The following is a 23,179-nucleotide window of genomic DNA, read 5'->3' on the forward strand; positions in this document are numbered from 1 at the left end:
CACCACCGCCCCCAGGGGGAGTCACGCCATGCGTCGCCGCACCATCGCCACCACCACCGTCCTGATCGTCTGCGCCGGCACGGCCCTGACGGGCTGTTCGGGCTCCGGCTCCACCCAGGGCGCGGCCACCCCCGCGTCGCCCGCCCCCGCGTCGTCCGCCGCCGCGAGCCCGACCGCCACCGCGTCGAAGGCCCCGTACGCGGACCTGACGGGTGGCCAGGTCCTCACCAACGCGCTCAAGGCGAACCAACAGGCCACCTCGCTCCACCTCAAGGCGGACATCGCCAACGCCAAGGAGGGCGCCAACAGGATGGACCTCTCCCTGGACACCAAGGGCGACTGCACCGGCACCATCGCGCAGGGCAAGGACACCATCGCCATCATCAAGATCGGCAAGACGGTCTACCTGCGGCCCCAGGGCGTGGGCGGCAAGTGGACGAAGACGAGCACGACGTCCGCCGACGGCAAGGCCCTCGCCTCGGTCTGCGACCTGAACACCTTCGTCGGCGGCTTCAAGGGCGAGGACACCGAGGCCAAGAAGGGCGCGACCACCACGGTCGACGGCCACCCCGCCCTCGTGCTCACCGAGAAGGACGGCGCCGAGAGCTACACCATGGACGTGGCGACCTCGGGCAGGCCCTACCTCCTGAAGATGGTCACCGTCGGCGGCGACAGTCCGGGCACCCTCGCCTTCTCGCACTTCGGCGAGCCCGTCCACGCGGTCGCCCCGCCGAGGGCCTCCGTCGCCCTCTGACTTCCCCGCACACCTCCCGGCGGCTCAGCCCGCCGGGAGCTTCTGGTCGGGGCACTCGGCCAGGACCGTCTTCATGGCGGCCTTCTCGGCGTCGGTCAGCCACACGCCGTACTTCTTCTTCACGGCCACCTGGCCCGCCACGTAAGGACAGCGGTACGCCTTGTACGGCGGCAGCCAGGTCGCCGCGTCGCCGTCGCTCTTGCGGCGGTTGGCGCTCGCGTCGACGGCGATCAGGTTGAGCGGGTCGTTGGCGAACTCGGTCCGCTTCCGCTTGTCCCACTGCTGGGCGCCCTTCTGCCAGGCGTCCGACAGGGCCACCACATGGTCGATGTCGACCTTGCTCGCGCCGCGCGTGAACGGGATGGACTGCCCGGTGTACGGGTCGTGCGCGAGCGTCCCGGAGGCGACGTCGCACTTGTCCTTGAACTTCACGTCCGCGAGGTCCCGCTTGAGGATGTCCTCGCGGGTCCCGCAGCCGTTGTGGTCGGTGTCGGTCCAGCCCTTGCCGAACTCGTCCCGCGTGTAACCGGTCTTGGGCGCCCGCCCCTTGACGGTCAGCGAGTCGACGGCGGCGAGCGCGGACCCCGCCGGGCCCCCCGCCCCCGGCGCGCCCTTCTTCGTGCCGTCGCCCCCGCACCCGGTGAGGACGAGGGACGCCGCGAGAGCGGTCGCGGGCAGGGCGATTCGAAAGGTGCGCATCAAGGCGGGCCGTCCTGGCAGCAGTTGGCGGAACCTCGTAATCCTAGGGAGTCCTACCCAGGCCGCCGCGGGCCAATGGTCCCGAAAGGGACGGCCCTACGCCCTTGATCACCACCGCGCGACCGGCGTACGGGACCGGGCGCGGCCCGCCCGCACGGGCGCCGGCCGTCAGGAGCCCCGTACGAAAGCGGACGGCACCCCGGGTGCCGCCCCGCCCCCCGCCCTGGCCTCAGGACCCCAGGATCGTGGTGAGGAACTCGCCCGTCCACGCCAGCAGTTCGCGCCCCACGACCGGCTTCCCGCCGATCTTGCCCGCGGTCGGGCGGGGCACCAGGATCTGCCGGGTGGCCGCCTTGATGACCGTACGGGGGTACAGCCGCTTGAGGCGCAACTCCTGCGACTCCCTCAACTCCACCGGCGCGAAGCGGATGTTGGGGCCCTGGAGCACAATCTCGCCGACCCCGCAGGCCCGCGCCAGCATGCGCAGGCCCGCCACCAGGAGCAGGTTCTCGACCGGTTCGGGCAGCTTGCCGTAGCGGTCGGTGAGCTCCTCGCGCACCGCCTTGACGTCCTCCTCGGAGTTGGCCGAGGCGATCGCCCGATAGGCCTGGAGGCGCAGCCGCTCCCCCGGCGCGTAGTCGTGCGGAACGTGCGCGTCGACCGGCAGCTCGATCTTCACCTCCAGCGGCGCCTCCTCCTGCTCGCCGCCCTCCATCTGCGCCCGGTAGTCGGCGACCGCCTCACCCACCATGCGGACGTACAGGTCGAAGCCGACGCCCGCGATGTGCCCGGACTGCTCGCCGCCGAGCAGGTTGCCCGCGCCGCGGATCTCCAGGTCCTTCATCGCCACGTACATGCCCGCGCCCATCTCGGTGTGCTGGGCGATGGTGGCGAGCCGCTCGTGCGCGGTCTCCGTCAGCGGCTTCTCCGGCGGATACAGGAAGTAGGCGTAGCCCCGCTCGCGGCCGCGGCCGACCCGGCCGCGCAGCTGGTGCAGCTGGGAGAGGCCGAAGTTGTCGCCGCGCTCGACGATCAGCGTGTTGGCGTTGGAGATGTCGATGCCCGACTCGACGATCGTCGTCGAGACCAGCACGTCGAACTTCTTCTCCCAGAAGTCGACCACGACCTGTTCGAGCTGGCTCTCGCCCATCTGCCCGTGCGCGGTCTGGATGCGCGCCTCGGGCACGATCTCGCGCAGCCGGGCGGCCGCCCGGTCGATGGACTCGACCCGGTTGTGGATGTAGAAGACCTGGCCCTCGCGCAGCAGCTCGCGCCGGACGGCGGCGCCGATCTGCTTCTCCTCGTACGGCCCGACGAAGGTCAGGACCGGGTGGCGCTCCTCCGGCGGGGTGGTGATCGTCGACATCTCGCGGATGCCCGTGACCGCCATTTCGAGCGTACGGGGGATGGGCGTCGCCGACATCGTCAGGACGTCCACGTTGGCGCGGAGCTTCTTCAGCTGCTCCTTGTGCTCGACGCCGAAACGCTGCTCCTCGTCGACGATGACCAGGCCCAGGTCCTTGAACTTGGTCTCGGACGAGAACAGCCGGTGGGTGCCGATGACGAGGTCGACCGAGCCGTCCTTGAGCCCCTCAAGGGTGGCCTTGGCCTCGGCGTCGGTCTGGAACCGGCTCAACGCCCTCACCACGACCGGGAATTGGGCGTACCGCTCGGTGAACGTGCCGAAGTGCTGCTGGACGAGGAGGGTGGTCGGCACGAGGACCGCGACCTGCTTGCCGTCCTGCACGGCCTTGAACGCGGCCCGCACCGCGATCTCGGTCTTGCCGTAGCCGACGTCGCCGCAGATCAGCCGGTCCATCGGGACCGTCTTCTCCATGTCCTCCTTGACCTCGGCGATCGTGGACAGCTGGTCGGGCGTCTCCGCGTACGGGAACGCGTCCTCCAGCTCGCGCTGCCAGGGCGTGTCGGGGCCGAAGGGGTGACCGGGCGCGGCCATGCGGGCGCTGTACAGCCGGATGAGGTCGGCGGCGATCTCCTTGACGGCCTTCTTGGCGCGCGCCTTGGTCTTGGTCCAGTCGGCGCCGCCGAGCCGGTGCAGCGTCGGGGCCTCGCCGCCGACGTACTTCGTCACCTGCTCCAGCTGGTCGGTGGGGATGTACAGGCGGTCGCCGGGCTGGCCGCGCTTGGCGGGCGCGTACTCGACGAGGAGGTACTCGCGGGTCGCGTTCTGCACGGTGCGCTGGACCATCTCGATGTAGCGGCCCACGCCGTGCTGTTCGTGCACGATGTAGTCGCCCACCTCCAGGGTGAGCGGGTCGATGGTCTTGCGGCGGCGGGCCGGCATGCGGCCCAGGTCCTTGGTCGCGCTGCGCTGGCCGGTGAGGTCGGTCTCGGTCAGGACGGCGAGCTTGAGCGCGGGGTCGACGAACCCGAAGTCGATGGCGCCGCACGTGACGTGGACCACGGAGGGGGTCAGTTCGCCGAGCTCGGCGTCGAGCCGGGCCGCGATGCCCTCGCCGCCCAGCACCTCGACGGTGCGCGACGCCGGGCCGTGGCCGGCCGTCACGTACACCGTGCGCCAGCCGTCGGCGAGCCACTGCTTGGTGTCGGCGAGCGCCCGCTGGGTGTCGCCGCGGTACGTCTCGGGGGCGTGCATGCCCAGCTTGAGGGTTTCGTCGTCGAGGTCCGCGTCGTCGGCGGCGAACGGGGAGATGGACCACCACATCATGCCGAGTTCGCGGGCCCGGTCCCGGACGTCGGCGATGCCCCGCAGCGAGGCCGCGTCCACGTCGATGGGCGCCTGGCCGCCGCCCGCGCTGGCCGCCCAGGACGCCTGGAGGAACTCCTGGCTGGTGGCGACCAGGTCCGCGGCCCGGGTCCGCACCCGCTCCGGGTCGCAGACCACGGCCATCGAACCCTGCGGCAGCACGTCGATGAGCAGTTCCATCTCGTCGACCAGGACCGGGGCGAGGGACTCCATGCCCTCCACCGCGATCCCCTCGGCGATCTTCCCGAGCAGCTCGCCGAGCTCGGGGTGGCGCTCGGCGAGCTCGGCGGCGCGGGCCCGCACGTCGTCGGTGAGCAGCAGTTCGCGACAGGGCGGGGCCCACAGTCCGTGCTCGGCGACTTCGAGGGAGCGCTGGTCGGCGACCTTGAAGTAGCGGATCTCCTCGACGTCGTCGCCCCAGAACTCGACGCGCAGCGGGTGTTCCTCGGTCGGCGGGAACACGTCGAGGATGCCGCCGCGGACGGCGAACTCCCCGCGCTTCTCGACGAGTTCGACCCGGGCGTACGCGGCGGCGGCCAGGCCCTCGACGACCTCGTTCAGATCCGCGGACTGGCCGGTGCGCAGCGCGACGGGTTCCAGGTCGCCCAGGCCCTTCACCTGCGGTTGCAGTACGGATCTGATGGGCGCGACCACGACGCTGACCGGGCCCGCCGCGGGGTCGTCCTTGCTGGGGTGGGTGAGGCGGCGCAGCACGGCGAGCCGGCGGCCCACGGTGTCGCTGCGCGGCGAGAGGCGTTCGTGCGGCAGCGTCTCCCACGACGGGTACTCGACGACCTCCTCGGCGGGCAGCATCGAGCGCAGCGCCGCCGCGAGGTCCTCGGCCTCCCTGCCGGTGGCGGTCACCGCGAGGACCGGGCGCCCGGCCTCCCGGGCGAGGCCCGCGACGGCGAAGGGGCGGGCCGCGGGCGGGCCCACCAGGTCGACGTGCATCCGGTGGCCGTCGGTGGCGGCCTTCACCGCTTCGGCGAGCGCGGGGTCTCGTACAACGGCGTCCAGCAGACCGTGCAGGCTCATGAAGGGCATCCATCCCGGGGAGTGGGCAACGCGAACCGCCCGACACGTCGTACGGGCCGGGGGCTTCCAGCGTACGACGCCCCACGGCCCCCCGCCGCCCCGCGCGGGGCGGCGCCCCACGCCCCTCGCGGGGCGCCCATGCGAGCCCCCTCCGCCCCTTCGTCCGCAGACCGTGCCCACTTGCTCGCGCAGTTCCCCGCGCCCCTCAGGTACGACGCCCCTCGCGGGGTGCCTATGCGGGCCCCCTCAACCCCTTCGTCCGCGGACCGTGCCCACTTGCTCGCGCAGTTCCCCGCGCCCCTGGCGGTACTGGTGCGGGGCGGTGCTGGCGTCTTCAGCCTGTCTTGGGGTCCCCTGGCCCTTGAGGACGAGCGTTGTTCAGGTGCGAACGAGGTCCGGGGCGGAGCCCCGGGAGTCTCCCTCGGGCCGCCCTCACCCCCGGCGGGTTTAGGGAAGGGGCGGGGTGGGGCCCACCGGGGTCTGGGGCGGAGCCCCAGGGGGCTTCCTCAGCCCTCCACAACCCGGAGGCCACGCGGAGCCGCAGAGTGTCACAGCGGGAGCGGACGGAGTGGAGCCCGGTGTCAACCCGGGGTGGGGGTGGGGCGTATAACCCGGGGAGAACTGTCCAGCCACGGGAGCCGCATTGACCGACGAGGAGTTCGAGGACTTCTACGCTCACTCCGTAAAACCCCTGGTCGGGCAGGTGTACCTGATGACCGGCGACCTCCACGAGGCCCAGGACGTGGTCCAGGAGGCGTTCGTGCGGGCCTGGGGCCGCCGGTCCCGCCTGGAGGTGGGGGCGGGCCCGCAGGCCTGGGTGCGGACCGTGGCATGGCGCCTCGCGGTGAGCCGGTGGCGGCGCGGCAGAAGGGCCGCGGAGGCCTGGCGCCGCCACAGCCGGACGCACCCCGCCGAGGCCCCCGAACCGGACCCCAACACCGTCGCCCTGACCGAGGCCCTGCGCGGACTCTCCGACCGCCAGCGCCGCGTGGCCGTACTGCACTACGTGTGCGATCTGAGCGTGGAGCAGGTCGCCCACGAGACCGGCATCTCCGCCGGCACCGTCAAGACCCATCTGTCGCGTGCCCGGGCCGCCCTCGCGCCCCGTCTCCTGGAGGAGGAACACGGTGTCTGACGTCCGCCCCGAGGAGGAGGCCCTGGCCCGCGCCCTGAAGCGGGCCGCCGATGCGGGCGGTCGGCGGATCGTGCCTGAGCCCGCCGAGCGGGTCGCCGCGCGCGGACTGCGGCGCCGCCGCACGCGGGCCGCGCTCGCCGTCGGCGCGGTGTGCCTGCTCGCCGGTTCCGGCGCCGCGCTCGGCCCGCGGCTCGAGGAGGGCCCGCCGGTCACACCCGCGTCCACCCCGAGCGCCGGTCCGCCGTCCACCGCGCCGGGCCCGGGGCTGCCGACCCGGGCACCCAGCACACCGAGCCCGGACACCGGGGGCACACCCTCGCGCTCGGTACCGTCGCGCTCCCCCTACCCCCCTCCCCCCACTGACACCGCCCCTCCCCTGTCCCCCTCGCCCTCCCTCCCGTACGCCGTCCCGACCGGCACCCAGACCCGGGTGCGCTGACCTCCCGCGGCCCGCCAGAACGCCACCCCGGCGGCCGTCGGGACGGCCGCCGGGGTGGCGGGGGTGCGCGTACCGCTGCGGACCGGCCGGCGGCTAGTCCGTGGCGATCGCGTTCAGGACGTTCATCCTGCCCGCCCTGAACGCCGGTATCAGCGCGGCGAACAGGCCCACGAAGGCGGAGGCGACGAACACGGTGAGGATGGTCGGCCAGGGGATCTCCAGGACGTCCATGCCCTCCAGGGCGAGGAGCCGCTGGGCGGTGGCGCCCCAGCCCATGCCGAGCCCGAGGCCGAGCAGCGCGCCGAACAGGGCGATCACCACCGACTCAAGGCGGATCATCCGGCGCAGCTGGCGGCGCGAGAGGCCGATCGCCCGCATCAGGCCGATCTCCCGGGTCCGCTCGACCACCGAGAGGGCGAGCGTGTTCACCACGCCGAGCACCGCGACGATGATCGCGAGGGCGAGCAGCCCGTACACGATGTTCAGGAGCTGGCCGATCTGGTCCTTCAGGTCCTGCTTGAAGTCGGCCTGGTTCTGCACCTTGTACTGCGGATACGCCTTCAGTGCCTGCTTCAGCGACGCGTAGGCGTCCTTCGCCCTGCCGTCGTCGGCCTTGGCGAACATCAGCATGTTCTTGGGCATCCGGTCGGCCGGCAGGTACTTCGCGACGGTCGTGATGTTGGTGTACATCGCGCCCTTGTCGACGTTGGTGTCGTCCGAGGTGATGGCCGCGACCCTCAGCTTCGCGGTGGCGCCGCCCTTGAAGGCGACGGTCATGGAGTCGCCCACCTTGACCCCGTGCGCCTTGGCGTAGGCGTCGCCGAGCGACATCGCGCCCGGCCCGTACGCCGCCGCCAGGTCGCCGTCGACGGTCTTGCGCCGCAGGTCCTGCTGGTAGGTGGGGTCGGCGGCGGTGACCTGGTCGTCCTGCGCCGTGCCGTCGGGGGCGGTCAGCCGGGCGTCGACCGCCTTGTAGTCGGTGACGTGCTCGATGCCCGGGGTCCGCCTCATCGCGTCGGCGGCCTGCGGCACGATCGGCTGGCCGGTGCCGGAGGACACGATGAAGTCCGCGCCGACCGACTTGTCGAGCTCGCTGGTGGCCGAGGCGACCATCGAGGAGCCGACCACCGAGAGGCAGGCCACCAGGGCGAGGCCGATCATGAGGGCCGCGCCGGTCGCCCCGGTGCGCCGCGGGTTGCGCAGCGCGTTGCGCTCGGCCATCCGCCCGACCGGGCCGAACATCCGCAGCACCAGCGCGCTGATCACCCGCACCACGCCGCCCGCCAGGAGCGGGCCGATCACCACGAAGCCGATCAAAGTGAGGACGACGCCGAGGCCGAGCAGGCCCGAACCGGCCGCCGCCTTCGAGGAGTTGGCGCCGGCGAACAGGGCGGCGGTGCCCGCGCCGGTCAGGACCAGACCGATGACGGCCCTGACGGCACCGGCCTTGCCGTCGGCCGGGGTGCCCGCGTCGCGCAGCGCCGCCATGGGCGAGATCTTCCCGGCCCGGCGGGCCGGGACGTAGGCCGCGACGACGGTGACGACCACGCCGAGGACCAGACCGATCACCGGCGTCGTCCACTTCACGGTGAGGTCGCCGGTGGACAGCTCCATCCCGATGGAGCCCATCAGCTTCATCAGGCCGACCGCGAGGCCGACGCCCGCGCCCACCCCGAGCACCGAGCCGACCACGCCGAGCAGCAGGGCCTCCAGGAGCACCGAGCGGTTGACCTGCTTGCGGCTGGAGCCGATGGCGCGCATCAGGCCGATCTCGCGGGTGCGCTGGGCGACCAGCATCGAGAACGTGTTGATGATCAGGAAGATGCCGACGAGGAAGGCGATCCCGGCGAAGCCGAGCATCGCGTACTTCATGACGTCGAGGAACGAGCCGACGCTGGAGCGGTTGGCGTCCGCGGCCTCCTTCGCGGTCTGGAGCTTGTACGGGCCCGAGCCGAGCGAGGCCGCCACGTCCTGCTTGAGCCGCGTGTCGCTCACGCCGTCCGCGGCGGTGACGTTGATCTGGGTGAACTGGCCGGTGGCGCCCAGGAGTTCACGCTGGGCGGTGGCCGTGTCGAAGTAGACGATCGCCGCGCCCGGGTTGGTCACCTTGAAGGTGGCGATGCCGGTGATCTTCGCGGTGAAGTCGCCGGTGACGGTGATGGTGCGCAGGTCGTCGCCGAGCTTGAGGTGGTGCTTGTCGGCGGTGTCGGCGTCGACCATCATCTCGGTCGGGCCGCGCGGGGCGTGCCCGGAGGTGATCTCCATCGCCTTGTGGTCGTTGTCGGTCCAGTTGGCGGCGATGGTCGGGGCGCCGGTCGAGGAGCCCATGTTCTCGTTCTTGGCGTTGACGACGGTGACCTGGGAGCTGCCGACGCCGCCCTCGGCCCTGCGCACGCCGGGCACCTTCTCGACCTTCTGGACGAGCGAGGCGGGCAGCGCCTCGGGCTTGCCGGTCTGGGAGCGCGCGCCCCCGTCGCCGCCCGCCGACTTCGGGCTGACGGTGACGTCGGAGGCGGTCGCCGCGAACAGCTTGTCGAAGGTGGTGTTCATGGTGTCGGTGAACACGAGCGTGCCGCACACGAACGCCACCGACAGCAGGACCGCGACGGCGGACAGCGCCATGCGCCCCTTGTGCGCGAGGAAGTTGCGCAGCGAGGTCTTGAGGACGGTCATGACGTCCGCCCCCGGGTGTCGAAGTCCTTCATGCGGTCCAGGACGGCGTCCGCGGTCGGGCGGAACATCTCGTCCACGATGCGGCCGTCCGCGAGGTAGAGCACCCGGTCCGCGTAGGAGGCGGCCACCGGGTCGTGGGTGACCATCACGATGGTCTGGCCCAGCTCGTCGACGGACTGCCGCAGGAAGCCGAGGACCTCCGCGCCCGCCCGGGAGTCCAGGTTCCCCGTCGGCTCGTCACCGAAGATGATCTCCGGCCGGGCCGCCAACGCCCGTGCCACGGCGACGCGTTGCTGCTGCCCGCCGGAGAGCTGCGTCGGCCGGTGTTTCAGCCGCCCGGCCAGGCCCACCGTCTCCACCACCCGCTCCAGCCACTGGGCGTCCGGCCTGCGCCCGGCGATGTCCATCGGCAGCGTGATGTTCTCCAGCGCGTTCAGCGTCGGCAACAGGTTGAACGCCTGGAAGATGAACCCGATCCGGTCCCGGCGCAGCTGGGTCAGCTTCTTGTCCTTGAGCCCGGTGATCTCGGTCTCGTCCAGGTAGATCTGGCCGCTGGTCACCGTGTCGAGCCCGGCCAGGCAGTGCATCAGCGTGGACTTGCCGGACCCCGACGGGCCCATGATCGCGGTGAATTGGCCGCGGGCCATGTCCACGTCCACGTGGTCGAGGGCCACCACCCGGGTCTCGCCCGCCCCGTACGCCTTCACGACCTGCCGCGCCCGCGCCGCGACCGCCGTTCGCCCTCCGGTGTCCCCGTGCCGGGGAATGGTCACAGCCGTTGTCACGGTGTTCTCCTAGGTCAGTTTCAGCCAGTCGCTGAGGTACGTCCTGAGTGTCCGGGAACGCCGCGGTCCCGCGCCCTGGTGCCAGGCACCGTCTTGAGGTGGGGCTTTCCCCACCCCGGGCCGCGCTCCTCGACGTAAAACCACGGTAAGGACCGGCGGCCCCCCGCCACCTCCTCCGCCGGGACGAACCCGCCCTGCCCCCTAGTGGGGAGCGTCCCCTAGGGGTCTCCACCCCTGGGCCCAGTACCTGTCAGGGGCGCCTCCACCCCTGCCGCTACTCCAGGCCCGGGTGAGAAGGTGAGTCCCCCATATGCATGCACAGTGAAGGGATTTCGGTGAGCGTCTCCGACGGAACACCCGGCACCGAAGCGGCGATACCCGGCGCCCCGTCGGCCGCCGCCCCCGCACGCGGGCGCGGCCCGGTCGTCGCGGCCCTCATGATGGGCATGGCCCTGGCCGCCCTCGACGGCACCATCGTGTCGACCGCCGTCCCCCAGATCGTCGGCGACCTCGGCGGATTCGCCGTCTTCTCCTGGCTGTTCTCCGGCTACCTGCTCGCCGTGACCGTCACCCTGCCCGTCTACGGCAAGCTCTCCGACACCTTCGGCCGCAAACCCGTCCTCGTCGCGGGCGTCATCCTCTTCCTCACCGGCTCCGTGCTCTGCGCGTCCGCCTGGAACATGGGCGCGCTCATCGCCTTCCGCGTCGTGCAGGGCCTCGGCGGCGGCGCCCTCCAGGGCACCGTCCAGACGATCGCCGCCGACCTGTACCCGCTCAAGGAACGCCCCAGGATCCAGGCCAAGTTGTCCACCGTGTGGGCGGTCTCCGCGGTCGCGGGACCCGCCCTTGGCGGCCTCCTCGCCACGTATGCCGACTGGCGCTGGATCTTCCTCATCAACGTGCCCGTCGGCGCGGCCGCCCTCCATCTCGTCGTCCGGCACTTCACCGAACCCGCCCGGCCCAGGCCCGCCGCCCGGCCCCGCATCGACTGGGCCGGCGCTCTGTGCGTCTTCGCCACCGGCGCCCTGCTGCTCACCGCGCTCGTCCAAGGAGGCGTCGCCTGGCCCTGGCTGTCGGCGCCCTCCCTCGCCCTGCTCGCGAGCAGCGCCGCCCTCGCCGCCCTCACCGTCTACGTGGAGCGCCGGGCCGCCGAACCCGTCATACCCGGCTGGGTGTGGCGCAGGCGCACCATCGCCGCCGTCAACCTGGCACTCGGCGGACTCGGCCTGCTCATGGTCGCCCCGACCGTGTTCCTGCCCACCTACGCCCAGTCGGTCCTCGGCCTCAACCCCACCGCCGCGGGATTCGTGCTGTCCGTGATGACGCTGAGCTGGCCCCTGTCGGCCGCCCTCTCCAGCCGCGTCTACACCCGCATCGGCTTCCGCAACAGCGCCATCACCGGCATCTCGCTCGCCGCGCTCATCCTGCTCGCCTTCCCCCTGCTGCCCTTCCCCGGCCAGGCCTGGCAGCCCGCGCTGCTCATGCTCCTGCTCGGCGGCGCGCTCGGCCTGTTCCAGCTCCCGCTGATCATCGGCGTCCAGTCGACGGTGGGCTGGTCCGAACGCGGCACCACCACCGCGTCCGTACTGTTCTGCCGCCAGGTCGGCCAGTCCGTGGGCGCCGCCCTGTTCGGCGCGGTCGCCAACGCCACCCTCGCCGCCCGCCTGGCCCACGCCCCGATGCCCGGCCTGCCCGGCGACCTCGACTCCGTGTCGCACGCCCTGCGCCACCCGACGGCCCTGACCACCGACGCCGCCGACTATCTGCGCCGCGCGGTCGCGAGCGCCGTCGACCACGTCTACCTCGGCGCCGCCGCCGCGGCCGCCCTGTCCCTGCTGGTCCTGCTCTTCCTGGCCCCGCGCCGCTTCCCCGTCCTGACGGAACAGAGCGAGGAGTGACCCGCCGGGTCACCCCGGCCGCGGGCGGCGGGTGGCCCCCCACCCGGACCCCGGGCACGACCGCCCCTCCATAGCGGCGGCGCCCCAACTCGCCCGCGCGGCAAGGCTATTGAGGCTCCTCGGTGGCCGCACGGCCCGTCAGGGTGGCCAGGCTGTTGCGTACGTGCGTCATGTGCGCCTGCACCTCCTCGCGGGCGCGGGCGTGCTCGCGCATCACCCGTTCCGTCTCGCCCGCGATCCGCTCCTCGCTCGCCCGCGCCCCGGCCACCAGCTCCGCCGCCCGCGCCTCCGCGTCCTCCTGACCGCGCCGCGCGTTCTCCTCGGCCTCGGCGAACGCACGCTTGGCCTCGTCGAGAACCGCCTGCGCGGCCGCCGTGAGCTCGGCGTGACGGGCGTCCAACTCGGCCTCGCGAGCGGCCTGTTCACGCTCGGCCGCACCGAGCGCCTGCGCCCGCTGCTTGTCCTGCCCGGCCAGATAGGTCTCGCAGCGCCGACGCATCTCGTCGAGGGCACCGGCCGCGTCCTCGCGCATCTCCTTGGCGCCGATGCGGGCCGCGACCCGCATCTCGTCGGCCTCGGTGCGGGCCGCCAGCAGCGTCTGCTGCACCCGTGCCTCCGCCGCCGCCAGCACCGCCTCGCTGCGCGCCCGGGCCGCGTCCCTGACCGCCCGGCCCGCCTCCTCGGCCGCGCGCACCTGCCCGGCCGCCGCCTCCTCGGCCGAGGCCCGCAGCTCGTCGGCCTCCTCCACGGCCAGCGCGAACAGCTCCCCCGCCCGCCCGCCGAGCACCTCGTACGTCTGCGGACCCAGCGCCGCCACCTGCTCGCGCAGGACCGCGGCCTGGGCGCCCATCTCCTTGGCGAGGACGGTGAGCCGGGCCGCCCGCTCCCAGGCCGCGTCCCGCTCCTGCGAGAGCCGCGCGAGCGCGGCGTCGACCTGGTCGGGACGGTAGCCGCGGCCCCGGACGGGCCCGAACGGCGGCGCCGACGGCGGCGGTGACATCGATGCTGCGCTCATCCTGAAGCCTCTCTCCCGCACCCACTGGCGACCCGGTCGTGCCATTTCCGCCGCCCGGCGCTCACCCTGAACGACCTGACCGAACCCGACCGAAGCAGTCCTGCCCGCTCGGTGGCCGACCGAACGATCCTGACCGATCGCATCCTGGTCGATCGAAGCGAAATGGTCATAACGCGACACTCCGCCCACATGACACGCTCAAGGATGCGCCAAAGGGCGTAAGAAGGCGGAATCGCGGGGCCGCCACACGCCGAAGGCGCCCACCGCGACCCGCGCGGTGAGCGCCTCCGACCCGCACAACCCCAGGCTCAGAGCAGCCCGTCCCACATCTGCTCCAGGAGCACCGACCACCAGCTCTCCGGCGAAGCGAGCGCCGCCGGATCGAGCGCCGCGAGCTGCGCCTGGAAGTCGACCGTCCAGCGGCCCGCCTGCTCCGGGTTGAGCCCGAACCGCAGCCGCCACATCCGGCCGAGCAGCGCGAGCGACCGGACGAACTCGGGAAGCCCCGAGTTCACGAACTGCGGCGGCGCCGACTGACCGTGCCCTCCCGCCGGGGACCCCGCCTCCACCGGCACCGCCACGATGTTCGCGGTCCCGTACTGGACACAGATCGCCCGCCCGAAGTCCGAGCCCATCACCAGGTACGAGCCCGCGTCGGCGGCCGGCTGCACACCGCGCTGCTGGGCCAGCTCGGCCAGCGTCGGCACCGGCTGCCCCGGCACGGCCTGCGCCCAGAAGAACGGCCCGAAGTCCACCGGAAGCCCCGCCCACACCAGCGTGACCGCGACCGCCTCCGGCACGCCCTGCCGCGACACCGCCCGCTGGTCGAAGCGGAAGACGCCCTGCGGGCCGAACGCGCCCGCCAGCTCGTGCGCCACGCCCTCCGGCGGCAGCGGCGGCACCGGCTGCACCGCCGGAATCGGTGCCCGCACCGGCTGCGGCCTGGCCGGACCGTCCGCGACCTGCGCCAACTCGCCCTGGTGGGTGAGCAGATGCTGGACGCCCTGACGGCGCGAACCGTGGTCCTTGCCGTACGGAGCCACATGCGTGATCCGCACCTGCGGCCACTGCTCGCGGATCATCCGCGCACAGTAACCACCCGGCAGCTCGCACGACTCCAGCTCCGTGTGCAGCTCCAGGACGTGGTCCGCGGGCACGTTCATCGCCCGCAGCTCATGGAAGATCTGCCACTCCGGGTGCGGAATGCCCGGCGCCGAACGGCGGATGAGCTGCTGCTCGGAACCGTCGGGCGCGCGGTAGCGCAGCACCGCCTGGTACCCGGGCCCGACCGTCGGCAGCCCCGCCGGAGGCTGCTGCGGATAGCCGTACGCGGGCGGCGGCGTCTGCGGCGCGGGCCCACCCGGCGGCATGCCGGGCGGACCGGGCGGCTGCGGCACCCCGCCACCGGGCCCCAGCTGCGCGGGCCCCGCCAGCATCGTGGCCGCCTGATGCACCCCACCCCCGGGCGCCCCGGGAGCGGCGGGCGGCATCGGAGCACCGGGCGCACCCGGGGCACCGGGCGGACCGGGCGGCATGGGGGCGCCAGGAGCACCCGGGGCTCCCGGGCGACCGGGAGGCATCGGAGCCCCCGGAGCGCCGGGCGGCCCCGGCGGCATCGGCGCGCCAGGCCCACCGGGGCCCATCTGACTCGGGTCCGCGAACATCGTCGCGGCATGGTGCACCCCGCCGGGCGGCGTCCCGGGAGCGCCGGGCGGACCCGGCGGCAGCGGAGCACCGGGGGCTCCCGGCGGACCAGGAGGCATCGGAGCACCAGGCGCGCCGGGAGCTCCCGGCGGACCGGGAGGCATGGGGGCGCCGGGCCCGCCGGGGCCCATCCGGCTCGGGTCCGCGAACATCGTGGCCGCCTGGTGCACCCCGCCCGGCGCGGGCGGCGGCGTCGGCGTGCCGGGCGGCTGCGGCCCCTCGGGACCGAGCTGCGAGACCAGTTGCGTCGGCAGGTAACCACCCGCCGGAGCACCCGGCGGCGGAGTCGAACCCGGCACCGGCGGCGCCACCGGCCCGCCCGGACGCGCACCCGGGGTGCCCGGCGCGCCCGGCGGCGGCGGAGTCGTCGAAGCGCCGCCCCGCGCGGCCCGCGCACCCGGCGGCGGCCCGGCCGCCTTGCTGGTGGCGGCATCCGCGATGTCCCCGGCGTCCGAGAGCCCGGCGGGACCGGCGGACGGGACGGCCGGAGCCACCGGTGGCGGGGTCGCACCCTGCGGCGGCGCGCCCGGCACCGGCCCGGCCTGCGGGTCGAGCGCCGGCGCGAGCGCGGTCGGCGGAAGCTGGCTGCCCCCCGCCATCAACGCGGTCTTCGCCTCGGGCAACACCCGCGGCGGCGGGGTGTCCCCACCGTCCGAACCGGACAGCGCGGGCGCGTACACCGTCGCGGGCAGCGGCACCGAACCGTCGTCCGACCCCGCGTTGGTGTCCGTCCCCGCCCACGGCGTGGCCCCGGCGGGAGTCCCCGAAGCCGGGCCACCGCGCGAAGCACCGGCAGGCTCGGGCCACTTCGGCGCGGCGGGCTCGGGCGCAGCCGGAGCGGGCACCCCCGCACCCTGAGAAGCACCGGCATCCTGCGCCGCACCCGAACCCGAAGCGGCACTCTCGCCCCGCCGGTCCGGAATCCCCAGCTTGTCCGCCGCCTCCTGGAGCCACTCCGGCGGACTCAGCAGGAACGACGTCTGGTTCAGATCGATCCGCGCCGCGGGCTGCGGCGCGGGCGGCGCGTCCTCGGGCACCCCGTACTCCTCCTCGTACCGGCGGATCACCTCACCCACCGGCAGCCCCGGCCACAACGACGCCTCGCCGCTGTCCCGGGCGATCACAAGACGCTGCGCACCGCCGCCGCCCGAAGGCCCGTTCTCCCGGTCCTCCGCCCACACCACGAAACCCAGCTCGAACTCCCGCACCCGCACCTCCCGGTGCTGATACGCGGGCACGTCGCCGTTGATCCACTCCTCCGCGCGCTCCTGCGCCTGAGCGAAAGTCACCATCGGCCGGCTCACTCCCCTACCGAGGTCGTCTCGACGGCGCGCGCGAAGCCGCCGTCCACCATCAGGTTCGCCACGGTCTCCAGCTCCGGCGGATTGCCCGCGAGCCGCGCCAGGAACGCGTCGAAATCGTCCCCGCAGGGCAACAACAACTGCTCCACGCGCTCCGCGACACTCAGCCCGTCCCGGTCCCGCGCGTCGTCGTACGCGCAGAACCACACCGAACCGACCGCGGAACCCCGCACCTTCACCGCCAGGATCCCGCCCTGCACGAACGCGACGCCCAGGTAGTCCTTGGTGAGGTGATCACGCAGACACTTGTTGATGTACACCAGGTCATTGACCGCCGCCTCGTCCCGCACCGTGAAGAACGGCTGGTCCACCAGCAGGCCCAACTCGGCGTCGAGAGCGGCGCCCACCGGCGCACAGCCCCCCGCCGCCTTCAGGAACGACCGGTAGGCACCCGGCAGCCGGTACCCCAAGTCCTCCTCCACACCCAGGAGTTGGGACTCCGTCACCGACACCGAGCCCTTCGGCAGACCGAAGTGCGCGGGCCGCGTCTCCTGCAACGGGCGCGTGCCCCGCTTGTCGTGCTCGACCTGCGCCGTCGCCAGACCGCCGTAATGACGCAGCAGCGCCTTCACCTCGACCGGCACCAGTTCGAGCCGCCGACCGCCCGGCACGTGGTGCCACGTCCACCCGTGCGGCGTCGCCACCGGCGCGATCGTGTCCCACAGCTCATGGCCCGCCGCGGCGAGCGCCGCGTTCGCCGACACGTAGTCGGTCAGCCGGAGCTCGTCCACCCCGAAACCCTCGGGCGGCTCCGCGATCTCCGCCGCCGCACGGGCGTACGCCGAGAAAACCGGGAAGCCGTTCTCGTCCACCCGCACCCCTCTGGGATGCCGGGAGGCCCGGACCGGGTCCGGGAAGTGCACGACCTGCCCGGCATAGGCCGCGTTCGGTGGCGCGGCATGCTGCCCGAGCCGACCTGTCGTCATGGCGGTTGCCCCCTGCTGCGTGCTCTGCGTCTGGCTGGTGAGGACCAGACTATGCGGTGAGGCAATACCGGGTCCCGGCCCCGCAATTCGGTCACCAACCGTCACACCCGCATCACCCTGCGCCCCCGACGCGCGGCTTACCACGCCCCAGCTTCCGTACCAGCACCCGCATTTGGCAGGCTGTCCCCGCAACTCGGGGGCGCTGACACGTGCGGCTGAAGCCGCCGCCAGTGGGAGGAACACAGCACCATGCACACCGCAACAGGCGAAACATCCGCAACAAACGCGATAAACGAGACACCCGGCGACCCACGCCTGGGCTGGAGCGCCACCGCCACCACCGCGGCGCCCTTACTCCGCCACCGCCGCGACGGCATCCTCCCCGCCATCGCCGCCGCCCTGTCCGTACGCGGCGAAACCCTCACCTGCACCGCGGGCAAGGGCGAACAGCCCCCCGTCCTGCACACCCTCGTCCAGGACTACCTCGACACCCTCACCAGCGGCCAACGCGAACGCTTCACCGGCCGCTGCCCCGAAGCGATCCTGCTCTCCCGACACCTGACCGCCGTCGAAACAGGACGCTCCAAACGCGCCCAGCGCAAACCCCTCACCCACGGCGAGGCCCGGCGCGCCCTCAAACACGCCAAACTCACCGCCCGCCGCATACGCGAGGACGGCGACCCCCTCCACGGCAGCTACGCACCACCCTGCCGCTCCTGCACCGCCCTGCTCGCCCACTTCGGCGTCCGCAGCGTCGAACCCTGACAGGACCCCACGGAACCCCACACCGAACCCTCACGGAAAGGCCGCGGCCGATGCCGGACATCTCCACCACCCGCTTCCCCGTCCCCGTCGACGCCGCCCTGCGCACCGCCGGCTGGCAGCCCGGCCGCTGGGACATACGCCAGGCCGAAGCCTGGGCCGACGTCCTGCGCGGCCACACCTCCCCCGCCGGACACCGCCACACCGTCTTCCCCGCCGCCGTCGAAGCCTGGGCCGAATTCGGCGGCCTCACCCTCACCGCCCCGGGACCCGGCCGCCGCAACGCCCCCGCGACCCTGCGCTTCGACCCCCTCGCGGGCCTCCACCTCGCCCGCACCCTCGCCGACCTCGGCCGCGCCCTCGAAACCGACATCGCCCCGCTCGGCGAAGAGGGCGACCAGCAGGCCGTACTCGCCCTCGACGCGCAGGGCCGCGTGTACTCCCTCGACCACACCGGGGACTGGTACCTCGGGCCCGACATCGACCACGCCCTCAACACGCTCATCACCGGCACCCAGCCCATCCGCCTCACCTCAGCCTGACCCGCCCCCTCCCGGGGTTCCGCCCGGCCCCCCTCCCCCACACCGGCGAGCCGCAGGGGGCCGCTGGCGCAGTTCCCCGCGCCCCTGTCCCTGCGCCCGCGAACCGTGCCGGTTGCTCGCGCAGTTCCCCGCGCCCCCAACTCGCCGTCGACCGCGGACCGCGGCTGGCTCGTCGCGCAGTTCCTCGCGCCCCTGAACACCCGCCTTCGCCCGCCGACCATGCGTGGTTGCTCGCGCAGTTCCCCGCGCCCCCAGGTGCGTCGGCCCTCGCGGAGTGCGGATGCTGGGCCGACCGCGAGCCGCTTTTAGCTGCGGACCGTGCCCGGTTGCTCGCGCAGTTCCCCGCGCCCCTATCAGTACTGGTGCGGGCCAGTGCTGGCATCTTTAGCCTGTCATGGGGGTCCCCCCTGGCCCTTAAGGCCTTGGGGGAGTTTGAGGACGAGCGCCGTTCAGGCGCGAACGGGGTCCGGGGCGGAGCCCCGGGAGGGGTGCAGGGGACGCAGTCCCCGCCGGGGGGCTGGGGGCGCAGCCCCCGGAAGCCGAACCCTCCAACCCCTTGCACGGGCGGGTGGGTGGGAGAACCCCCGGGGGCCGGGGCGCAGCCCAGGGGGACCCGCGCTACGGCACCGCCGGCATGCGGTCCGGCAGAACCGCCGAGACCCGGAACCCACCCGCATCCGTCGCCCCCGACACGAACACCCCGCCCAACGCGGTCACCCGCTCCCGCATCCCCACCAGCCCATTGCCCCCACTCGGCAACCCCGCGTCCGCCGTGACCCCGTCCGCAGGCCCGTTCTCCACCTGCATCGCCACCTCGGCCGCCCGGTACGCCAGACGCACCATCACCTTCGCGCCCGCCGCGTGCTTGTGCACATTGGTCAGCGCCTCCTGCACCACCCGGTACGCCGTCTGCTCCACCAGCGCGTCACACCCCCGCGCCTCCCCCTGCACCGTCAGCTCCACCACCATCCCGGCCTCCCGGGACTGCCCCACCAGCGCCTCGATGTCCGCCAGACACGGACCCTCCTCGGCCGCCGCGGCGGCAGCCGCGGCCGCGGCCCCCACCGCCGCCAACGGCACCGGATCCACCAGCACCGACACCGGCTGCGGGTCCGTCGCCCGCAGCACCCCGAGCATCTCCCGCAACTCCGTCAACGCCTGCCGGCCCATGTCACCGACCAGCGCCGCGTTCTTGACCGCCTTCTCCGGATCCTTGCGCGCCACCGCCTGCAACGCCGCCGCATGCACCACCATCAACGACACCCGGTGCGCCACCACGTCGTGCATCTCCCGGGCGATCCGCGTCCGCTCCTCCGTACGCGCCCACTCCGCCCGCTCCTCGGCCCGGTCCGCGAGCAGCGACAACTCCCGTTCCAGCGAATCCGCCCGCTCCCGCAACGACTCCATCAACCGCCGCCGCGCACCTATATACAGCCCGTACAGCAACGGCGGACCCGTGATGCCGAGCGACATCACCACCGACACCAGCGGCACGTACCAGCGCCCCGGGTCGTACTCGCCCCCCGACACGCTCTGATGCATCCGTACGAACGTGACGATGAACGTCCCCGCCCCCGACATCCCCGCCAGCGCCGCCGTGATCCGGCGCGGCACGTCCGACGCGGCCAGCGTGTACAGCCCCACCACGCTCAGCACGAGCCCCATGCTCGCGGGCGTCACCGCGACCGACACCAGCACCACGGCGATCGGCCACCGCCGCCGCAGCAGCAGCGACGCCCCCGACACCAGCCCGAGCACCACCCCGGGCGGCACCGGCACCCCGGCGTCCCCCGCGAAACTCACACCCTCCAGCGCACACTCCAGCGCGGAGATCAACCCGAGCAGGACATCCAGCACCGCGCTGCGCCTGCGTTCCCACCACCACCAGCCACGGGAGGTCAACCCCGTGGCTTCCTGGTAAGCCCCCGTTGCGGTCATAGCTCCCAGACTACGGGCGGGCGCGAACGTTTTTCCGGCGGCTTTCCTCCAGCACGGGCAGCACGAAAACACCTCGAACACGCCGGTAATCACCGTCCATCCCACGATGGAGTGAATCAGCCGATTCCTCGACCGGACGTCCGCATTCCGGACGAGCGTGTCCGTATGACATCGACCACACCCGGCAAGTACGCCGACTTCGAGGGCCTGCGCGAGCAGGCCATCGCCCTGCGCCGCGAGGGCCTCAGCCGCCGCCAGATCCGAGACCGCCTGTTCGTCGACAACAACGACCTCCTGAACCGACTCCTGAACGGCGAACCCGCCCCGGAGTGGACCAAGCGCCCGAACGCCAAGGACGACCTCCGCGACCGCGCGAGAGAGCTCCGCGCGCGGGGCCTGACGTACGACCAGATCCAGGTCGAACTCGGCTGCTCGAAGAGCTCGATATCCCTGTGGGTCCGCGACCTCCCCAAGCCGGACCGCACCCGCACCCGCGAGGAGGCGTCGGCCATCGCCCGGAAGGGGTGGGAGGCGACGCTGCGCCGACGGGAGGAGGAGCGCCGAACGGTGAAGCAGGACGCCGCCCACGACATCGGGGAGATGTCCGACCGGGAGCTGTTCCTGGTCGGCGTGGTCCTGTACTGGGCGGAGGGCGCCAAGGACAAGCCGTGGTCCCGTCGGGAGTCCTTGAAGTTCATCAACAGCGATCCGAACGTGATCAAGGTCTATCTGCGGTGGCTGGGGCTGCAGGGCGTCGAGCCGGAGCGGCTCCGCCTCTGCGTCAACATCCACGAGTCGGCCGATGTGGAGGAAGCCACCCGATTCTGGACGGAACTGACGGGCCTCGGACCCACCAGCTTCAACAAACCCGTACTCAAGCGCCACAACCCCAAGACGCTCCGGAAGAACACCGGTGACACGTACCGAGGCTGTCTCACGATCTATGTCCGGGATAGCGTCGATCTGTACCGTCGCATGGAAGGCGCCTGGTACGGCATAGTAGGGGCTGCCCTCACGGCCGACGAGCCGAAATGGACATAGGGGGCAGACCATCCCAGGTCGTCTAATGGCAGGACAAATGGTTTTGGTCCATTGAATGAGGGTTCGATTCCTTCCCTGGGAGCTCGATAGTTCGGGTCCTGACTGTCCCAGTCAGGACCCGCCGCGTTTTCCCCCGCCCCCACCCCGATTTCATCCGCGAAACCCCCCGGTATCCTTCGGGTGTCCACCCCCCGAAGCCGAAGGGCACCTCCGTGAGCGCAACCCGCCCGGCCGCCGTCGTCGTCCTCGCCGCGGGTGAGGGCACCCGCATGAAGTCGGCCACTCCCAAGGTCCTGCACGAGATCTGCGGGCGCTCGCTCGTCGGCCACGTCGTCGCCGCCGCTCGTGAGCTGGACCCCGAGCATCTCGTCGTGGTCGTGGGCCACGCCCGCGAGCAGGTGTCCGCCCACCTCGGCGCGATCGACGCGGGGGTGCGCACCGCGGTGCAGTACGAGCAGAACGGCACCGGGCACGCCGTCCGGATGGCGCTCGAGGAGCTGGGCCAGACCATCGAGGGCACGGTCGTGGTGGTCTGCGGCGACACCCCGCTGCTGACCGGGGCGACGCTGGCGGAGCTGACGCGTACGCACGAGGCGGACCGCAACGCGGTCACCGTGCTGACCGCCGAGGTGGCCGACTCGACGGGTTACGGCCGCATCGTGCGCGACGACGTCTCGGGCGCGGTGACCGCGATCGTCGAGCACAAGGACGCGACCGAGGCGCAGCGCGCGATCCGTGAGATCAATTCGGGTGTGTTCGCGTTCGACGGCGCGTTGTTGGCGGACGCGTTGGGGAAGGTGCGGACGGACAACAGTCAGGGTGAGGAGTACCTGACTGATGTGCTGGGGATTCTGCGTGAGGCGGGGCATCGGGTCGGTGCGTCGTTGGCGGGGGATTTCCGGGAGATTCTGGGGATCAACAATCGGGTGCAGTTGGCCGAGGCGCGGCGTCTGTTGAATGACCGGTTGTTGGAGCGGGCGATGCTCGCGGGTGTGACGGTGGTGGATCCGGCGTCGACGTTCGTGGATGTGCAGGTGACGTTCGAGCAGGACGCGGTGGTGCATCCGGGGACGCAGTTGCTGGGTTCGACGCATCTGGCTTCGGGTGCGGAGGTGGGTCCCCATTCGCGTCTGACGAACACGGTGGTGGGTCGGGGTGCGCGGGTCGACAACGCGGTGGCGTACGACTCGGAGGTGGGTGAGGGTGCGTCGGTCGGTCCGTACGCCTATCTGCGGCCGGGTACGCGGCTTGGTGTGAAGGCCAAGATCGGTACGTATGTGGAGACGAAGAACGCGACGATCGGTGAGGGGACGAAGGTTCCTCATCTTTCGTATGTGGGTGACGCGACGATCGGTGAGTTCACGAACATCGGCGCGGCGAGCGTGTTCGTGAATTACGACGGTGAGGCGAAGCATCACACGACGATCGGCTCGCACTGCAAGACGGGTTCGGACAACATGTTTGTTGCTCCTGTCACAGTGGGGGACGGTGCTTACACGGCTGCGGGGTCGGTGATCACGAAGGATGTGCCGCCCGGTTCGTTGGCTGTCGCCCGTGGCCAGCAGCGGAATATCGAGGGTTGGGTGGAGCGCAAGCGTCCGGGAAGTGCTGCCGCGCAGGCTGCTCAGGCTGCGGCCGAGCAGTCGGGCGGGGAGAACTGACCGGATTCGGGTGCGTCTTTCACGGGCTACCGTGATAGGTGCACATATTCGGCTGGCTCGCCGCGAAAGGGACCGCGCGGGTG

General features: G+C 72.4%; 16 protein-coding genes and 1 tRNA gene. 9 read left to right on the plus strand and 8 right to left on the minus strand.

Translation table 11 applies throughout. The annotated features are described in order from the left end of the window. Nucleotides 1-28 precede the first annotated feature (28 nt). Nucleotides 29-754: a hypothetical protein gene (locus AC07F3_RS29530; RefSeq protein WP_479117462.1), complete on the plus strand. Its 726-nt coding sequence runs from the start codon at nucleotides 29-31 to the stop codon at nucleotides 752-754. A 24-nt stretch (nucleotides 755-778) separates the two neighbouring features. Here the strand turns inward: AC07F3_RS29530 and AC07F3_RS29535 are convergent, their stop codons facing one another. Together AC07F3_RS29535 and mfd are read right to left on the minus strand one after the other, a co-directional pair. Then, on the minus strand, nucleotides 779-1,453 hold the full coding sequence (locus AC07F3_RS29535; protein ID WP_479117463.1) for an HNH endonuclease family protein: 675 nt from the start codon (nucleotides 1,451-1,453) through the stop codon (nucleotides 779-781). 229 nt (nucleotides 1,454-1,682) lie between these two features. Beyond that, complete coding sequence (gene mfd / locus AC07F3_RS29540) at nucleotides 1,683-5,216, minus strand: transcription-repair coupling factor (protein WP_479117464.1); 3,534 nt, start codon at nucleotides 5,214-5,216, stop codon at nucleotides 1,683-1,685. A 643-nt stretch (nucleotides 5,217-5,859) separates the two neighbouring features. On the opposite strand from mfd, the gene AC07F3_RS29545 reads away from it, so the two are divergent. Further along, the gene (locus AC07F3_RS29545; protein WP_479117465.1) at nucleotides 5,860-6,351 is read left to right on the plus strand and encodes a SigE family RNA polymerase sigma factor; all 492 of its coding nucleotides are present in this window, start codon (nucleotides 5,860-5,862) and stop codon (nucleotides 6,349-6,351) included. After that, nucleotides 6,344-6,790: a hypothetical protein gene (locus tag AC07F3_RS29550; protein WP_479117466.1), complete on the plus strand. Its 447-nt coding sequence runs from the start codon at nucleotides 6,344-6,346 to the stop codon at nucleotides 6,788-6,790. The genes AC07F3_RS29545 and AC07F3_RS29550 overlap by 8 nt, the downstream gene beginning before the upstream one ends. A 93-nt stretch (nucleotides 6,791-6,883) precedes the next feature. Here the strand turns inward: AC07F3_RS29550 and AC07F3_RS29555 are convergent, their stop codons facing one another. Both AC07F3_RS29555 and AC07F3_RS29560 read right to left on the minus strand, forming a co-directional pair. Further along, nucleotides 6,884-9,463, minus strand: coding sequence for an ABC transporter permease (locus AC07F3_RS29555; RefSeq protein ID WP_479117467.1), 2,580 nt, complete (start codon nucleotides 9,461-9,463; stop codon nucleotides 6,884-6,886). Next, nucleotides 9,460-10,248 (minus strand): ABC transporter ATP-binding protein, encoded by a 789-nt coding sequence (locus AC07F3_RS29560; RefSeq protein WP_479117468.1) that lies wholly within the window; start codon nucleotides 10,246-10,248, stop codon nucleotides 9,460-9,462. Before AC07F3_RS29560 ends, AC07F3_RS29555 begins: the two co-directional genes overlap by 4 nt. A gap of 314 nt (nucleotides 10,249-10,562) precedes the next feature. Between AC07F3_RS29560 and AC07F3_RS29565 the strand changes: the two genes are divergently transcribed. After that, nucleotides 10,563-12,146, plus strand: a complete 1,584-nt coding sequence (locus tag AC07F3_RS29565) for an MFS transporter (protein WP_479117469.1) — start codon at nucleotides 10,563-10,565, stop codon at nucleotides 12,144-12,146. Nucleotides 12,147-12,252: 106 nt separating this feature from the next. Here the strand turns inward: AC07F3_RS29565 and AC07F3_RS29570 are convergent, their stop codons facing one another. From AC07F3_RS29570 to AC07F3_RS29580, 3 genes are all read right to left on the minus strand, one after another. Beyond that, nucleotides 12,253-13,161, minus strand: a complete 909-nt coding sequence (locus AC07F3_RS29570) for a DivIVA domain-containing protein (protein ID WP_479117470.1) — start codon at nucleotides 13,159-13,161, stop codon at nucleotides 12,253-12,255. A 308-nt stretch (nucleotides 13,162-13,469) separates the two neighbouring features. Next, nucleotides 13,470-16,157, minus strand: coding sequence for an SUKH-4 family immunity protein (locus tag AC07F3_RS29575; protein ID WP_479117471.1), 2,688 nt, complete (start codon nucleotides 16,155-16,157; stop codon nucleotides 13,470-13,472). Between the two features lie 8 nt (nucleotides 16,158-16,165). Next, a complete protein-coding gene (locus tag AC07F3_RS29580; protein WP_388982636.1) occupies nucleotides 16,166-17,152 on the minus strand; it encodes an SMI1/KNR4 family protein in 987 nt (328 codons plus the stop codon). Nucleotides 17,153-17,401: 249 nt separating this feature from the next. On the opposite strand from AC07F3_RS29580, the gene AC07F3_RS29585 reads away from it, so the two are divergent. After that, nucleotides 17,402-17,917: a YwqJ-related putative deaminase gene (locus AC07F3_RS29585; RefSeq protein ID WP_479117472.1), complete on the plus strand. Its 516-nt coding sequence runs from the start codon at nucleotides 17,402-17,404 to the stop codon at nucleotides 17,915-17,917. A gap of 50 nt (nucleotides 17,918-17,967) precedes the next feature. Beyond that, complete coding sequence (locus tag AC07F3_RS29590) at nucleotides 17,968-18,456, plus strand: SUKH-3 domain-containing protein (protein ID WP_479117473.1); 489 nt, start codon at nucleotides 17,968-17,970, stop codon at nucleotides 18,454-18,456. A 618-nt stretch (nucleotides 18,457-19,074) separates the two neighbouring features. On the opposite strand, the gene AC07F3_RS29595 is transcribed toward AC07F3_RS29590, so the two are convergent. Further along, nucleotides 19,075-20,394: a sensor histidine kinase gene (locus tag AC07F3_RS29595; protein WP_479117636.1), complete on the minus strand. Its 1,320-nt coding sequence runs from the start codon at nucleotides 20,392-20,394 to the stop codon at nucleotides 19,075-19,077. Nucleotides 20,395-20,559: 165 nt separating this feature from the next. Between AC07F3_RS29595 and AC07F3_RS29600 the strand changes: the two genes are divergently transcribed. The 3 genes from AC07F3_RS29600 to glmU all read left to right on the plus strand — a co-directional run bounded on the left by AC07F3_RS29600 (nucleotide 20,560) and on the right by glmU (nucleotide 23,096). Further along, nucleotides 20,560-21,435 (plus strand): hypothetical protein, encoded by an 876-nt coding sequence (locus AC07F3_RS29600; protein WP_479117474.1) that lies wholly within the window; start codon nucleotides 20,560-20,562, stop codon nucleotides 21,433-21,435. 11 nt (nucleotides 21,436-21,446) lie between these two features. After that, nucleotides 21,447-21,517 (plus strand) — tRNA-Gln (locus AC07F3_RS29605). 130 nt (nucleotides 21,518-21,647) lie between these two features. After that, the gene (gene glmU / locus AC07F3_RS29610; protein WP_479117475.1) at nucleotides 21,648-23,096 is read left to right on the plus strand and encodes a bifunctional UDP-N-acetylglucosamine diphosphorylase/glucosamine-1-phosphate N-acetyltransferase GlmU; all 1,449 of its coding nucleotides are present in this window, start codon (nucleotides 21,648-21,650) and stop codon (nucleotides 23,094-23,096) included. Nucleotides 23,097-23,179 lie beyond the last annotated feature (83 nt).

The sequence above is a fragment of the Streptomyces sp. NPDC045846 genome, assembly GCF_056431605.1.